The organism is Devosia sp. Z11_6 (assembly GCF_058133665.1).
The window spans coordinates 276,839-290,858 of record NZ_JBYUNQ010000001.1 but is presented as its reverse complement, the minus strand read 5'-3'; the positions used below and the strand labels follow the sequence as shown (position 1 = coordinate 290,858).

Annotated in this window: 10 protein-coding genes; 6 read left to right on the top strand and 4 right to left on the bottom strand. The window is 62.1% G+C overall.

Annotation, left to right across the window (positions count from 1 at the left end; translation table 11 throughout):
• The first annotated feature begins 131 nt into the window (after nucleotides 1–131).
• From dps to hpt, 5 genes are all read left to right on the top strand, one after another.
• A complete protein-coding gene (gene dps / locus AC3YMN_RS01355; protein WP_127754045.1) occupies nucleotides 132–605 on the top strand; it encodes a DNA starvation/stationary phase protection protein Dps in 474 nt (157 codons plus the stop codon).
• A gap of 521 nt (nucleotides 606–1,126) precedes the next feature.
• Nucleotides 1,127–5,875: a glutamate synthase large subunit gene (gene gltB / locus AC3YMN_RS01350; protein WP_489888651.1), complete on the top strand. Its 4,749-nt coding sequence runs from the start codon at nucleotides 1,127–1,129 to the stop codon at nucleotides 5,873–5,875.
• Between the two features lie 12 nt (nucleotides 5,876–5,887).
• Nucleotides 5,888–6,196 carry a hypothetical protein gene (locus tag AC3YMN_RS01345; protein ID WP_172124242.1) on the top strand — a complete coding sequence of 103 codons (309 nt, stop codon included), beginning with the start codon at nucleotides 5,888–5,890 and terminating at the stop codon, nucleotides 6,194–6,196.
• Nucleotides 6,197–6,268: 72 nt separating this feature from the next.
• The gene (locus AC3YMN_RS01340; RefSeq protein WP_489888650.1) at nucleotides 6,269–7,696 is read left to right on the top strand and encodes a glutamate synthase subunit beta; all 1,428 of its coding nucleotides are present in this window, start codon (nucleotides 6,269–6,271) and stop codon (nucleotides 7,694–7,696) included.
• Between the two features lie 53 nt (nucleotides 7,697–7,749).
• Nucleotides 7,750–8,289 (top strand): hypoxanthine phosphoribosyltransferase, encoded by a 540-nt coding sequence (gene hpt, locus AC3YMN_RS01335; RefSeq protein ID WP_489888649.1) that lies wholly within the window; start codon nucleotides 7,750–7,752, stop codon nucleotides 8,287–8,289.
• Between the two features lie 26 nt (nucleotides 8,290–8,315).
• Here the strand turns inward: hpt and AC3YMN_RS01330 are convergent, their stop codons facing one another.
• Genes AC3YMN_RS01330 through galE form a run of 3 tightly spaced genes read right to left on the bottom strand, consistent with a single transcriptional unit; the run spans nucleotide 8,316 to nucleotide 11,816 of the window.
• On the bottom strand, nucleotides 8,316–9,557 hold the full coding sequence (locus AC3YMN_RS01330) for an SGNH/GDSL hydrolase family protein (RefSeq protein WP_489888648.1): 1,242 nt from the start codon (nucleotides 9,555–9,557) through the stop codon (nucleotides 8,316–8,318).
• Between the two features lie 47 nt (nucleotides 9,558–9,604).
• The gene (locus AC3YMN_RS01325) at nucleotides 9,605–10,816 is read right to left on the bottom strand and encodes a lytic murein transglycosylase (RefSeq protein ID WP_489888647.1); all 1,212 of its coding nucleotides are present in this window, start codon (nucleotides 10,814–10,816) and stop codon (nucleotides 9,605–9,607) included.
• A 13-nt stretch (nucleotides 10,817–10,829) separates the two neighbouring features.
• Nucleotides 10,830–11,816, bottom strand: coding sequence for a UDP-glucose 4-epimerase GalE (gene galE / locus AC3YMN_RS01320; RefSeq protein WP_489888646.1), 987 nt, complete (start codon nucleotides 11,814–11,816; stop codon nucleotides 10,830–10,832).
• A 52-nt stretch (nucleotides 11,817–11,868) separates the two neighbouring features.
• Here galE and galU point away from each other — a divergent pair, with 52 nt between their 5' ends.
• Nucleotides 11,869–12,798, top strand: a complete 930-nt coding sequence (galU, locus tag AC3YMN_RS01315; RefSeq protein ID WP_127754053.1) for a UTP--glucose-1-phosphate uridylyltransferase GalU — start codon at nucleotides 11,869–11,871, stop codon at nucleotides 12,796–12,798.
• Between the two features lie 3 nt (nucleotides 12,799–12,801).
• On the opposite strand, the gene AC3YMN_RS01310 is transcribed toward galU, so the two are convergent.
• Nucleotides 12,802–14,007, bottom strand: a complete 1,206-nt coding sequence (locus AC3YMN_RS01310; protein WP_489888645.1) for an outer membrane beta-barrel protein — start codon at nucleotides 14,005–14,007, stop codon at nucleotides 12,802–12,804.
• Nucleotides 14,008–14,020 lie beyond the last annotated feature (13 nt).

Genomic DNA, 14,020 nt, shown 5'->3' with positions numbered 1-14,020 from the left:
GAACGATCCAAGAAGCGCAGTCCACCCGGGCTGCGCTTTTTCATTTACCCCCAGCCGGAACTTCACCGCGTCACTCCGGTTTCCCTTGGAACACACGGCAGCCATCTGCCCCTCACCTCAAGGACAAACCCATGGCCATCCCCTCGGTAGAATTGAAGTCCAACTCCAAATCCGCGGTGATCGAGCTGCTCAATGCCCGTCTCGCCGACTCTATCGATCTGGCGCTGCTGACCAAACAGGCGCACTGGAATCTCAAAGGCTTGCAGTTCATCGCGGTGCACGAAATGCTCGATCCATTCCGCGCCGCCATCGACACCCATACTGACGTGATCGCCGAACGGGTGGCGCAGCTGGATGGCATTGCCTTGGGCACCAGCCAAGTGGTTGCCGCCTCCACGAGCCTGCCGCCCTATCCCACCGAGATTCGCAAAGTCCCAGACCACCTTGCGGCACTGACTGAGCGCTACGCCCAACTCGCCAACCAGATTCGCGACGATATCGACACCGTCGAAGAGGCCGGGGACCCCACTTCAGCCGATATTTTGACCGCCTTTTCGCGCGAGCTCGACAAGGATCTGTGGTTCCTTAAATCTCATCTTGAGTAGCCCCCGTTCCGCGGTCTGCCTAGCTCACGCGGCTCTTCTCCCCGGAGAGCCGCCACCTCCTAAGCGCAGCTTTCCTATCCTGAAGTTGGCAATTTCCTACTTGGCTGTCCCAAGCCGCTCATATCCCGCTTGACCCCCGGTTTCCATTTGTGCAATTGTGACCGCGATAGGGCAGCACGTCTGTCCTTTCTGACGCGTCGCCCCGGTCTCCCCGGCCAGCACGCACGCCGATCCGGCTGGCCCGCTATGCCATTAGCGGAAACGGACAGGCGGGGATAAATCCGAGACGCCGAACGCCCGTTCAGGCCAGTCTCGAAGCCCGAATGAGCGGCCATTTGGATGCAGCGCCGCTCCCACGCATGGACGTATTTGCTCTTCCGAGCCGTACCCGGTACGACCCGCTCGAGCAACGCGCCCACCAGAGGACGACGACGCATCCGCCCCGCTGGTCTGCCGGCACACCCAGGATGCACACGACATAGCGACATGCCCGCTTGGGCCGACAGAGCAAGGATACGACCATGGCACTCCACCGGAACGGACCCACTTCTCCCGTCACGAGCCCAGCCAGCACTCGTAAAACTCTGATCGAGAATGGTCACCCTGTTGCTCTCAATACCGGCCGGCCGGCGGCCCAGGGTCTTTACGATCCAGCCAATGAGCACGATGCCTGCGGCATCGGGATGATTGCCAATATCAAGAACAAGCCCAGCCACGAAGTGGTCGAAAAGGGCCTGGAAATCCTTGAGAACCTTGAGCACCGCGGTGCGGTGGGCGCCGATCCGCTGATGGGCGATGGCGCGGGCATTCTGGTTCAAACGCCCCATGCCTTCTTCAGCAAGGTTCTGCCTTTCCCGCTGCCCGAAAAGCAGTTCTACGCCGTGGCCATGCTGTTTTATCCCAACGATCCCGCCCTCCGGGACCGCTGTGCTCAGACCGTGCGGGCCTGCCTCGCCGCCGAAGGACTGACCCTGCTCGGCGAGCGCCTCGTGCCGTTCGACAACTCCGCCCTTTCGGCCGGCGTTATTGCGACCCAGCCCATCATCGAGCAGATGGTGATCGGCCGCCCGGTTGGCCTCACCATCGATGAATTCGAGCGCAAGCTCCTGATCGTGCGCAAGGTGATCTCCAACACGGTTTATCGCGAGATCCCCGAAAGCGACACGGACAACGGCTTTTACGTGGTGTCCATGTCGGCGCGCACCATTGTCTACAAGGGCATGTTCCTCGCCTACCAGCTCAAGGCCTTCTACCCCGACCTGCATGACGAGGACTTCGAGTCCGCGATTGCCTTGGTGCACCAGCGCTTTTCCACCAACACCTTCCCCTCCTGGAAGCTGGCGCATCCCTATCGCATGACCACCCACAATGGTGAGATCAACACCATCCGGGGTAACGTCAACTGGATGGCTGCCCGCCAGGCCTCGGTGTCTTCGCCCCTGTTTGGCGAAGACATCACCAAGATCTGGCCCATCTCCTATGAGGGCCAGTCCGATACCGCCTGCTTCGATAACGCGCTCGAGTTCCTCGTGCGCGGCGGCTATTCGCTGCCCCATGCAGCCATGATGCTGATCCCCGAAGCCTGGGCCGGCAACCCGCTGATGGACGACACCCGGCGCGCCTTTTACGAATATCATGCTGCCCTGATGGAGCCCTGGGACGGTCCCGCTGCCATGTCGCTGTCCGATGGCCGCTATGTCGTGGCAACGCTCGACCGCAATGGCCTTCGCCCCGCCCGTTACCTCGTCACCAAGGAAGGCCATGTCGTACTGGCCTCCGAATCGGGTGTGCTCGACATCCCCGAGGAAGATGTTGTCGAGCGCTGGCGCCTGCAGCCCGGCCGCATGCTGCTGATCGACCTTGAAGAAGGCCGCATCATCTCTGATGACGAGATCAAGCAGAGCCTTGCCGTTCGCAATCCCTATTCGGCCTGGCTCGCCCGCACCCAGATCGTGCTCGAAGACCTGCCCGAAACCCAGCCCAAGGCGCCGACCACCTCGGAGTCGCTGCTCGACCGCATGCAGGCCTTTGGCTACACCCAGGAAGACATCAAGCTGCTGATGACGCCCATGGCGACGACCGGTCAGGAAGCCGTTGGCTCCATGGGCACCGATACGCCCATCTCGGCGCTCTCGGACAAGAGCAAGCTGCTTTACACCTACTTCAAGCAGAACTTCGCCCAGGTCACCAATCCGCCCATCGATCCGATCCGCGAGGAATCGGTGATGAGCCTCGTCTCGTTCATCGGGCCGCGGCCGAACCTGTTCGACCTTGAAGGCGCCTCGCATCACAAGCGCCTTGAAGTGCGTCAGCCCATTTTGACCAATGAGGATCTCGAAAAGATCCGCGCCATTGGCGACATGGCCGACAACGAGTTCCGCACGCAGACCCTCGATATCACCTACCCGGCTGCTGAGGGCGCGGCGGGCATGGAAGCGGCGCTTGCCACCATCTGCGAGGCTGCTGAAACCGCGGTGCGGGGCGAATTCAACATCATCATCCTTTCGGACCGCCTGGTTTCGGCCGAACGCATCGCCATTCCGGCGCTGCTGGCGACCGCTGCTGTGCACCATCACCTGATCCGCAAGGGTCTGCGCACTTCTTCGGGGCTCGTTGTGGAAACCGGTGAAGCGCGCGAAATGCACCACTTCGCCATGCTGGCTGGCTATGGCGCCGAAGCCATCAACCCCTATCTGGCCTTCGAAGCGCTGGCGGCCCTGCATGCCGAAGGCGAGTTCCCGGCCGAAGTCGACGCCCATGAAGTGGTTTACCGCTACATCAAGAGCGTCGGTAAGGGCCTGCTCAAGGTCATGAGCAAGATGGGCATCTCGACTTATCAGAGCTATTGCGGCGCCCAGATCTTTGACGCAGTTGGCCTCAGCAGCGAGTTCGTCAAGCGCTTCTTCTTTGGCACGGCAACCACGATCGAAGGCGTGGGTCTGCTCGAGATCGCCGAGGAAACCGTCCGCCGCCATGCCGGCGCCTTCGGCGACGACATCGTGCTGCAAAAGTCGCTCGATGTGGGCGGCGAATATATGTACCGCATCCGTGGCGAAAAGCATGCCTGGTCGCCCGATGTGGTGGCCGATCTGCAGCACGCCGTGCGGACGCGCGAAGACAGCCCCGAAACGGCCCAGGACCGTTACAACAGCTTCGCGCAGCGCGTGAACACGGCCGAGAACGGCTATCTCGCCATTCGCCACCTCCTCGACTTCAAGCCTCTCGGCCCCGCCGTTGCGCTTGAGGAAGTCGAGCCAGCCGTCGATCTGGTCAAGCGCTTCGTCACCGGCGCAATGAGCTTTGGCTCGATCAGCCGCGAAGCCCATACCACGCTTGCCATCGCCATGAACCGCATCGGCGGCAAGTCCAACACGGGCGAAGGCGGCGAAGAGCCCGACCGTTACAAGCCGCTCCAGGATGGCTCGTCAAACCCGCTGCGCTCGGCAATCAAGCAGGTTGCGTCCGGCCGCTTCGGTGTCACCACCGAATATCTGGTCAATGCCGACCAGCTCCAGATCAAGGTCGCGCAGGGTGCCAAGCCCGGCGAAGGCGGCCAGTTGCCTGGCCATAAGGTGGACTGGATCGTCGCCAAGACGCGCCACTCGACCCCTGGCGTCGGGCTGATCTCACCCCCGCCGCACCACGACATCTATTCCATCGAAGATCTGGCGCAGCTGATCTACGATCTCAAGAACGTCAATGAGACCGCCGATATCTCGGTCAAGCTCGTCTCGGAAGTCGGCGTCGGCACCGTGGCCGCCGGCGTTGCCAAGGCGCGCGCAGACCACATCACCATCTCGGGCTATGATGGCGGCACCGGCGCGTCCCCGCTGACTTCCCTCAAGCATGCCGGCGGTCCGTGGGAGATCGGCCTCGCTGAAACCCACCAGACCCTGGTGCTCAACCGCTTGCGCGCCCGCGTCAAGCTGCAGGTCGATGGCGGCCTTAAGACCGGCCGCGATGTGCTGGTGGGTGCCCTGCTGGGCGCCGACGAGTTCGGCTTTTCGACCGCACCACTGATTGCCGCTGGCTGCATCATGATGCGCAAGTGCCATCTCAACACCTGCCCGGTTGGCGTTGCCACCCAGGATCCCGTGTTGCGCAAGCGCTTCAAGGGCACGCCCGAGCACGTCATCAACTACTTCTTCTTCATCGCCGAAGAACTGCGCGGTCTGATGGCACAGCTGGGCGCCCGCACGATCAACGAGTTGGTTGGTCGCTCCGACCTCATCGTGCAAAAGCCCATGCCCGAGCACTGGAAGAGCGAGGGCGTCGACCTGTCGCGCCTCTTGTTCAAGCCCGAGCCGTTGGGCGGCGACACGCTGTTCCAGTCCGAGCGACAGGATCACCACCTGGAAGCCGTGCTCGATCGCAAGCTGGTCGAACTGGCCCAGCCAGCTCTCGAACATGGCAGGGCGGTGCAGATCGACTTGCCCATCCGCTCCCGCGACCGCTCGGCCGGCGCCATGCTGTCGGGCGCCCTGGCCAAGCGCTATGGCCTCGAAGGCCTGCCTGAGGACACCATCTCCATCAAGCTCACCGGTACTGCCGGCCAAGCCTTTGGCGCCTTCCTCGCCCATGGCATTTCGATCGATCTCGTGGGCGATGCCAATGACTATGTCGGCAAGGGTCTTTCGGGCGGGCGCATCGTCGTGCGTCCATCCCCGACCACGGGCATCATCCCGGAGAAGTCGATCATCGTCGGCAACACGGTGCTTTACGGTGCCATCTCGGGCGAATGCTACTTCCGCGGCGTGGCCGGTGAACGCTTCGCCGTGCGCAACTCCGGCGCCCTCGCCGTCGTCGAAGGCACCGGCGATCATGGCTGCGAGTACATGACCGGCGGCGTGGTTGTCGTCATTGGCCAGACCGGGCGCAATTTTGCGGCCGGCATGTCGGGCGGCGTTGCCTATGTCCTCGACGAGGACGAAACCTTCCGCTCGCGCTGCAATCTGGCGATGGTCGAACTGGAGCCGGTGCCGGAGGAAGAATCACTCATGCAGCGCCTGCATCACCATGGCGGTGATCTGGAATGGCATGGCCGCGTCGATATTTCAGGCGATATGACCAAGCATGACGATGAGCGCCTGCACCAGCTCATCTCCAACCACCTGCACTATACCGGCTCGACCCGCGCCAAGTATGTGCTGGACCACTGGGCCGAGATGCGGCCGAAATTCGTCAAGGTAATGCCGGTGGAATATCGCCGCGCCATCCTTGAAATGGAAAAGCGCCGCGCCGGCACCAACACCGTCGTGGCAGCGGAATAAGGGACAAGGATCATGTTAAGAATCGTTGTACTCGCCGCTTCCCTCTGCTTGACCACCTGGCCCGTCGCCGCTGCAGAAAAGGAAATCGCCATCGTCGCTCAGTTCTTGTCGCCCGATGGCGAGCAGCGCATCGAGCTGACCTTTGGTCGACCCGGACTTAGTTTGGCGGATTGCCGGCGCGACTACTACGCCTCCCTGCGTTCGATCAAAAGCCAGATGGCCAACGGCTTTGTGCATCCTAATCTGCGCCGTTTCACCTATGTTGACGGCAGCTGCCAGGACGTAACCGGCCAGGGACGCGGATCGCCAGCAGTACGCTAGGGCAGGTTCGGCATCGTCAACGGCGACATCCACTTCTGACGACCATCGATAGACGGTCAGCTAAGGCTTAATATGGGCAAGGTTACAGGCTTTCTTGAGATCGAACGCGAAGAACCGCGTTACGAGCCGGCATCCGATCGGGTGCGCCATTTTGGTGAGTTCACCATCCCGATGACCGAAGGGCGCGTTGCCGATCAGGCCGCGCGCTGCATGGATTGCGGCATTCCGTTCTGCCACGGCGATACGGGCTGCCCGGTGCACAACCAGATTCCGGATTTCAACGACCTCGTTTACCACGGGGACTGGGAGGAAGCCTCACGCAACCTTCACTCCACCAACAACTTCCCCGAGTTCACCGGCCGCATCTGCCCGGCGCCCTGCGAGGAAGCCTGCACCCTCAATCTTGAGGACACCCCGGTCACCATCAAGACCGTGGAACAGGCTATCGCCGATAAGGCCATCCGCTCAGGCTGGGTCAAGCCGCAGGTCGCAGCCATCAAGACCGGAAAGTCGGTCGCGGTGGTCGGCAGTGGCCCGGCCGGCATGGCCGCAGCCCAGCAATTGGCGCGCGCCGGGCACGATGTGCATCTCTATGAGCGGGAGCCCAAGGCTGGCGGCCTGATGCGCTATGGCATTCCAGACTTCAAGATGGAAAAGGACCATATCGACTTTCGGGTCGAACAGATGACCGCCGAAGGCGTCACCTTCCACTATGGCGAGAATATCGGGGTTACCCGACCCTTATCCGACCTGCAGGCGCGTCACGACGCAATCCTGCTGTGCGGTGGCGCCGAAAAGCCGCGTGACGTCTCTGCTGAAGGCGTTGAACTCAATGGCGTGCACTTTGCCATGCCTTTCCTCGTGCAACAGAACCGGCGCCTGGGTGGCGAGCCCATCCCCGAGGACGCTGTGCTGAGTGCCGCGGGCAAGCATGTGGTCGTTGTGGGCGGCGGCGACACCGCTTCGGACTGCGTGGGCACATCCTTCCGCCAGGGCGCCATTGCGGTGACCCAGCTTGATGTGCGCCCCATGCCGCCGGAAATGGAAAACAAGCTGACCAACTGGCCCAACTGGGCGGTCAAGATGCGCACCTCTTCGTCCCAGGCTGAAGGCGCCATTCGGGAATTTGCCGCTGGGACGATGAAGATCATCGGCAATGCCAAGGGCCAGGTCACCGGCGTTGAATGCGCCCGCGTCGATCGCGCGCGCCAGCCGATCCCCGGCACAGAATTCGTGATCAAGGCTGATCTGGTCTTGCTCGCAATCGGCTTCGCCGGTCCGGTCCAGGAGGGTATGCTGACCCAGCTGGGCGCGCAACTCGACAAGCGCGGCAACCTGTTTGCCGATACGTTCAGCTACAAAACCAGCGTAGAGAAGGTTTACACCGCCGGCGATATGCGGCGTGGTCAGTCCCTCGTGGTCTGGGCGATTCGCGAGGGTCGTCAGGCCGCTCGCGCCATCGATCTCGATCTCATGGGCAAGACCGCCCTGCCCCGCTGAACTCTGGTGGGCGGGAGCGATCCCGCCTCATCAACCTGCTTCGGACCCCGCCAATGACTTCCCCGGCCTATGTTGTCCACGAACTGATTTCCGCCAAGGCCATCGCTGCCCGCGTGGAAGCTCTCGCCAAGGAAATCTCGGCGCATTTCGCCGACACCGACAAGCTGGTCGTGGTGGGTCTGCTGCGCGGCTCGTTCATCTTCATCGCCGATCTCGTGCGCGAACTCGATCTGCCGGTCGAAGTGGATTTCCTGGAAGCCTCCTCCTACGGCAACTCCACCCAGTCGAGCCGGGAAGTGCGCATCCTCAAGGATCTGCGTGGCGAGATCGCGGGCCGCGACGTGCTGGTGGTCGAGGACATCGTTGATACCGGCCACACGCTCAAGCATGTGCTCGAAATCCTGCAAACCCGCCATCCCCGGCGCGTCGAGGTTTGTGCACTGCTCAACAAACAGAGCCGCCGCGAAACCGATGTGCACGCCAAATGGATCGGCTTCGACATCCCCGATAAATTCGTTGTCGGCTACGGCATCGATTACGCGCAACGCAATCGCAACCTGCCCTATATCGGCGCGGTGCGTTTCCTCGATTAGATCAGGCCCGCTCTGAAGTAGCGATCCTAGAGCGGGCTTGCGCCATTATCGGCTGGTACTGCTTCCGGATTGATGCCCACGCCGAACGCATCCACCCGCCCCATCGGGGCATTCATCAACTGATCGAGCGTGAACGCTGGCGTGGGGCTCGGCGCACCGGTTGCCGTTAACAGATCGCCGGCGCGAGCCGGGGCGCGGTTAAGCGGGATAATGGCCCCTGCCACTTCAAGCAGCCGGATTTGCCCCAAGCCCTGAAAAGGAGGCCGCAGCATCGCCGCGGCATCGGTGCCGGCGAGCGGATCGGCAACCGCCACGCTCACCCCACCACCGCGGTAAAAGGTGCGCAGTGACTGGCTGACGTAAAAGGCAAGCTTGTCCGCTCCTGCCGAGGAGAAATGGATGCCGTCATCTCGGCGCATGCGGGCGTTCTGCCCGTTCACATCTGGACCATAGGTGGCGTACTTGCCGTCCTCACCTACAAACCGTTCATAGATGTCGAGGAACTCGGCGCCGCCTGAGAAACTGGCCAGCCGCTGAATGGCATTGATCTGGCTGATCGCGGTTGAATAATCGTTCTTGGACATCGGTGGCAGTCCCACCCACAGGACCGGCTTGCGCGCTGCACGCAGCTTTTGCAGGAACTCGGTAATCCGCCCTTGGTAGAGGCGGCTCCACTGCTCGCTGAGCGGCTCCAGCGTCTCGCCTTCCGCCTTGATCTCCTGGCGATCATTGAGCCCGATAATCACCACCGCCAGATCGAAGCTGCCCTCGGCGATCTCCTCTTCGACCTCTGCCGTCCAGTTGAAATGATCCTGTCGCACAAAGCCGGAATCACCCACACCCTGATCGATCACCACCAGGTTTGGGTCTTCGGTGTAGAAGCGCTCCAGCGCCTTGGCGAGATCAACAGCCATGGAGTCGCCGAACACGGCCAGCTTGGTTGCATCCGCCGCTTTTTCGACGGTGGGCTTTGGGGGCGGCGCAGCTGCCGCGGGCGCCTCCCGCCGCCTTTGCTGCTGCTGTGGCTCCTGGCGCGGCTGCTGGCGTTGCTCCTGTTGGCGCGGCTGCACCCGGCGCGGTTGCTCAACCGGGGGAGCGGCCTGAGGCTCCTCGCCAAACAGCAGGTCAAACAAGGTCCGTCGCTTTTGCTGCTGGGCGACTAAGATGTCGGGAACAGGTTGTGCCAAGGCCGGCGCCACGTCCACGAAGATGAACACGGCGATCCACAGGGCCACAGCAACACGGACAAAAGGAGCCTTGATACGCATGGCGCTATATTAGCCCAGGCGCAGTGTCAAAACCATGGCCCTCGATGTCAGCGTGCTGCAGACACCAAGGCTTGATAAGCAGCGCGCGTGATGAAGCCGTCCGCCACCTCACCGCGGCTCGCCTGAAAGCGCGCGTAAGCCTCCTGCGTGATCGGCCCCAGTCGTCCGTCAACCGCCCCGTCATAGAGCCCCAGGGCCTTGAGCGCCGCCTGCACCGCCTCGCGCTGCTGCAGATTGGGGAAGACCGTGTCGCGCGGCCAGGCTTCCGCAAAGGCGCCTCCTCCCTTGAGGCTATCGGTGAGATGCGCTACCGCCAAAGCATAGCTGTCGGAAAAGTTATAGCCCTTGAGCACCAGATAATTCTGAGTCAGCAAGAACTTGGGCCCGTTCTGCCCTGCCGGCACATACAAAAACACCGGCAGGGTCGGATTGGCAAAGGCGCGCCCACCCGCCCGGGTAATCCCCCGTTCAGCGAAAAACGCGATGGGCCGCATCTGGGTGCGCGACGCCAGCAAATAGTCGAAGCCCTGTGGCACCTCGACCTCAAAGCCCCAGTCTACTCCCGGCTGGTAACCGAGCCCGCGCAGATAAACCGCACTGGTCGCAAGCGCATCGGTCAGCGAGTTGTGCAAATCCACCCGGCCATCGCCGTCCCCATCCGTGCCGAACTTCACGACATTGGATGGGTTCACCTGCAGGTGCCCGATCGCTCCGGCCCAGGAGCCAACAAGGCGCTGTGCATCCAACGGTCCGCGCTGCACCAGCAGCAGCGCCGCAATCAAATCGCCCTCATCTTCCGCAAGCCGCGAGCGACGCTGGTGTACAAGGGTCGCGAGCGAGCGCACCACCGGCCGGATCAGTGAGTTGTTGCCCAGCACCGTGCCATAATCGGTTTCCATGCCCCAAATGGCGCCAAGCAGATAGGGATCAACCCCGTATTGCTGCCCCACTGCACCGAACAGCGCCGCATTGCGCTCGACCGCCGAGCGGCCACGCGTCACCCGCTCGCCGGTCACCCGTCCATCAATATAGTCCCAGATGGGGGTAGCAAACTCGGGCTGGCTGGTGACCAGACCAGGGGTACGCGGGTCGGGCGAGAGCCCGTCCATGGCCGCCGCGTAGGTTTGAGCACTCACGCCGGCAGCCAGTGCCTTGGCGCGAAAGCTCGCCACAAAGCTGTCAAAGCTCTCCGCCGGCTGCCCCCATGCCGTGGACAGCCACGCCAAGCTCAACACCAGAACCGCCAGCAGTCGCTTCATCTTTGTTCCGATCCTAGCGATTGCGCACCATCAGGTGCTTTTCCCAGTCGTAGGCCGTGCGCACGATTTCGGTGAGATCGTCGTGCTGCGGCGTCCAGCCCAGCAGCGAGCGAACCTTCTCGCCCGTTGCGGTAATGGATGCCGGATCGCCTGGACGGCGCGGCCCTTCCTCCACCTTAAAGTCTACGCCCGACACCGATTTGACAGTGTCCACCACCTGCCGAACCGAATAGCCTTGCCCATAAGCGCAGTTCAGCGTCGTGCTCTCGCCACCCCCGCGCAGATGCTCCAGCAGCAGCGCATGGGCCTCGATCAGGTCGGTGACATGAATATAGTCGCGCACGCAGGTCCCATCGGGCGTTTCATAATCGGTCCCGAAGATGTCCATCTTGGCCCGCTGCCCCAATGCAGTCTGGCAGGCAACCTTGATCAGGTGGGTCGCGAGCGGCGTCGACTGGCCCGAACGCTTCTCGGGGTCGGCACCAGCGACATTGAAGTAGCGCAACACGCCATAGGTCATTGGATGGGCCGCCGCCACGTCCTGCAGCATCCACTCGGTCATGAGCTTGGAGCGGCCATAAGGCGACATCGGGTTGAGTGGAGTGGTTTCCACAACTGGCGCCAGTCCGGTCATGCCGTAAACTGCCGCCGTCGAGGAGAAAATGAAGTGCTTGACCCCACCCGCAACCGCAGCCTCGATCAGATCGCGCGAGGCGGCGGTGTTGTTGGCGTAATATTTCAGTGGATTGCTCACCGATTCCGGCACCACAATCGAGCCGGCAAAATGCACGATCTCGGTTATGCCATGATCGGCGATTATCCGACCGACCAGTTCTTGGTCGGAGGCGGAGCCTTGCACGAAACTGGCACGCCCATCGATGGCCCAGTCAAAGCCGGTAACCAGATTGTCCAGCACCACGACGGCTTCGCCAGCATCGGCAAGCTTGAGAACCATATGGCTGCCGATATATCCGGCGCCTCCCGTTACCAGAACGGCCATAGATTAACTCCTGTTGGGCAACCCACTGTTGCACGATGGGGTTATGTGGCAGATGTTGCCACCCCTTCATAGCCTTTACCCTTTCGGGAGTGAACGATTGCACAAGCGCGTACGAACAGCGGTTTTTCCGGTTGCAGGTTTGGGGACCCGGTTCCTGCCGGCAACCAAAGCTCTCCCCAAGGAGATGCTCACAGTGGTAGACCGGCCGCTGATCCAGTATGCGGTTGATGAAGCACGCGAGGCCGGCATCGAGCATTTCGTCTTTGTTACCGGGCGCAACAAGGGCGTGATCGAAGACCATTTCGACCGCCAGTTCGAGCTCGAAACCACCCTTGAGCTGCGCGGCAAATCCGCCGCGCTCGACGAGTTGCGCAAGGACCTGCCTTCGGCGGGCCACACCAGCTTCACCCGCCAGCAGGAACCTTTGGGCCTTGGTCACGCGGTGTGGTGTGCCCGTGACATCGTCGGGAACAATCCCTTCGCCCTTCTGCTGCCCGACATGCTGTTCAAAGGCACGCCCGGCGTGCTCAAGCAGATGATGGATGCCTATGAGGAAACAGGGGGCAATGTCATCGCCGTCGAGGAAGTGCCCCATGAGGAGGTTTCCTCCTATGGCGTCGTTGCCCGTGGTCCAGGGGAGGATAATGGCTTCCGCATCACCCAGATGGTCGAAAAGCCCAAGCCCGCCGATGCCCCGTCCAACCTCATCATTTCCGGGCGCTATATCCTGCAGCCCGAAATCTTCTCGCTACTCGCCGAACAAACCAAGGGTGCGGGTGGTGAAATCCAGATCACCGATGCCATGCAGACGCTCATGCAGGGCCAGCAGTTCACCGGCGTGAAGTATGAGGGCAAGTCCTTCGATTGCGGATCCAAGAACGGCTTCCTGATGGCCAACATCGTCTACGCCCTTGACCGCCCCGACATCCGCGACGGCTTCCTCAAGGAATTGCGCAAGCTCGACCTGTCCGATCAGCTCTGAGCCTTAGCGGCGCAGGGTGACACCCAGGCTGAGCTGATGGCTGCGATCGCGGCCGTCGGCAGTGCTGTCCGTCCTTGCATAGCCATAATCGACGCTTGCGGCAGTATGCGCGTTTACCCGATAATCTGCTCCGGCACCGAGACCATAACCGGTTTCCGTGTCGGCGCTCCCCTCGAAGCGGGCCGTGTGCCATCCCGCTAGCGCGCGCAGAGCCAGCCATGAATTGACGGTGTAACCCAGATCGGCGCTGGCGCTATATTGCACCCGGGTCGTGCCGCCATTGTCCGGTCCCGATGGCTGCACATCAGTGGTCAGAGCCCCTGTCAAGCGCCAGGTGGAATCGGGCCGGTAGGTGACAGCAGCTTCAAACAATTGCGCCGTCACTTCCTCCAGGTTCTCATCATCGAAACGCCGTAACGCCAAACCGGTCGAGGCGGACGCCTCAAGGGTTTCGTTCCAGCGCCCCACCACCCCGACACTGACTGAACTATCGGTGGCATCGCGCGTCGGCATGCCAGTCTGCCGTGCAAACAAGTCACGGCCCAGATTGCCCTTCCCGAAGACTTCAAAGATGGGAGTCGCCTGGAAGCCGAGGCGCAACCCGCCATCGAGCGTCCAGTAGTTGTCGTCCTCGTTGTCCTCGACCCTCCTATCCACCAACTCGGTGGGACCATAAAGATACCGGGCGACTGCGCCAGTGACGCCGATATTAAACCTGCCGAACTGCCTTGTGGCGCCACCATTGAGGCTGCCCACCAGCGTTGCGGCGGGCTCGGCAATATCATTGGCGAGCCCCGGCGTGCTTGCCGGCTCCTGCGCGTAGGACAGGTCGGCGGCCCCGCTCAGCGCCGTAACGCTGTCCAGCGCGTAACCGCCCTCAAGGTTAAGTCGCAAGCCGCTAACATCCACCTCGTCGGCATCGGACGGCCGGATAAGCTCCAGCTCTCCCGAGGCTCCGAGCTGGGATCTCGACCCCTCATGCTCAAGCGCGAAGCTCGGGACGAACCGGATATCGAAAGTCTCGGCATCCGTAGACTTGGTATAGGTTCCCCGCAGCGCAGTTGCCCAATCCACGTCGAAAAACGGATGCGCGGGTTCAGCTAGCCCCGCACTGCTCGCCAGCACCGGCTCGGCTGGATAAACATCGGGGAGCAGCCGCTCATTGCTGGTCTCGGAGCCATCGCCGGCGGCATGGTCGGACGCAGCCATGACCGGTCCGGCA

Bases quoted from the DNA above. Each gene is read 5' to 3' on its own strand.
- AC3YMN_RS01310 (WP_489888645.1), bottom strand. From the start codon at position 14,007: ATGGCTGCGTCCGACCATGCCGCCGGCGATGGCTCCGAGACCAGCAAT.
- galU (WP_127754053.1), top strand. From the start codon at position 11,869: ATGTTGCCACCCCTTCATAGCCTTTACCCTTTCGGGAGTGAACGATTG.
- AC3YMN_RS01325 (WP_489888647.1), bottom strand. From the start codon at position 10,816: ATGAAGCGACTGCTGGCGGTTCTGGTGTTGAGCTTGGCGTGGCTGTCC.
- galE (WP_489888646.1), bottom strand. From the start codon at position 11,816: ATGGCCGTTCTGGTAACGGGAGGCGCCGGATATATCGGCAGCCATATG.
- AC3YMN_RS01340 (WP_489888650.1), top strand. From the start codon at position 6,269: ATGGGCAAGGTTACAGGCTTTCTTGAGATCGAACGCGAAGAACCGCGT.
- AC3YMN_RS01330 (WP_489888648.1), bottom strand. From the start codon at position 9,557: ATGCGTATCAAGGCTCCTTTTGTCCGTGTTGCTGTGGCCCTGTGGATC.
- hpt (WP_489888649.1), top strand. From the start codon at position 7,750: ATGACTTCCCCGGCCTATGTTGTCCACGAACTGATTTCCGCCAAGGCC.
- dps (WP_127754045.1), top strand. From the start codon at position 132: ATGGCCATCCCCTCGGTAGAATTGAAGTCCAACTCCAAATCCGCGGTG.
- gltB (WP_489888651.1), top strand. From the start codon at position 1,127: ATGGCACTCCACCGGAACGGACCCACTTCTCCCGTCACGAGCCCAGCC.
- AC3YMN_RS01345 (WP_172124242.1), top strand. From the start codon at position 5,888: ATGTTAAGAATCGTTGTACTCGCCGCTTCCCTCTGCTTGACCACCTGG.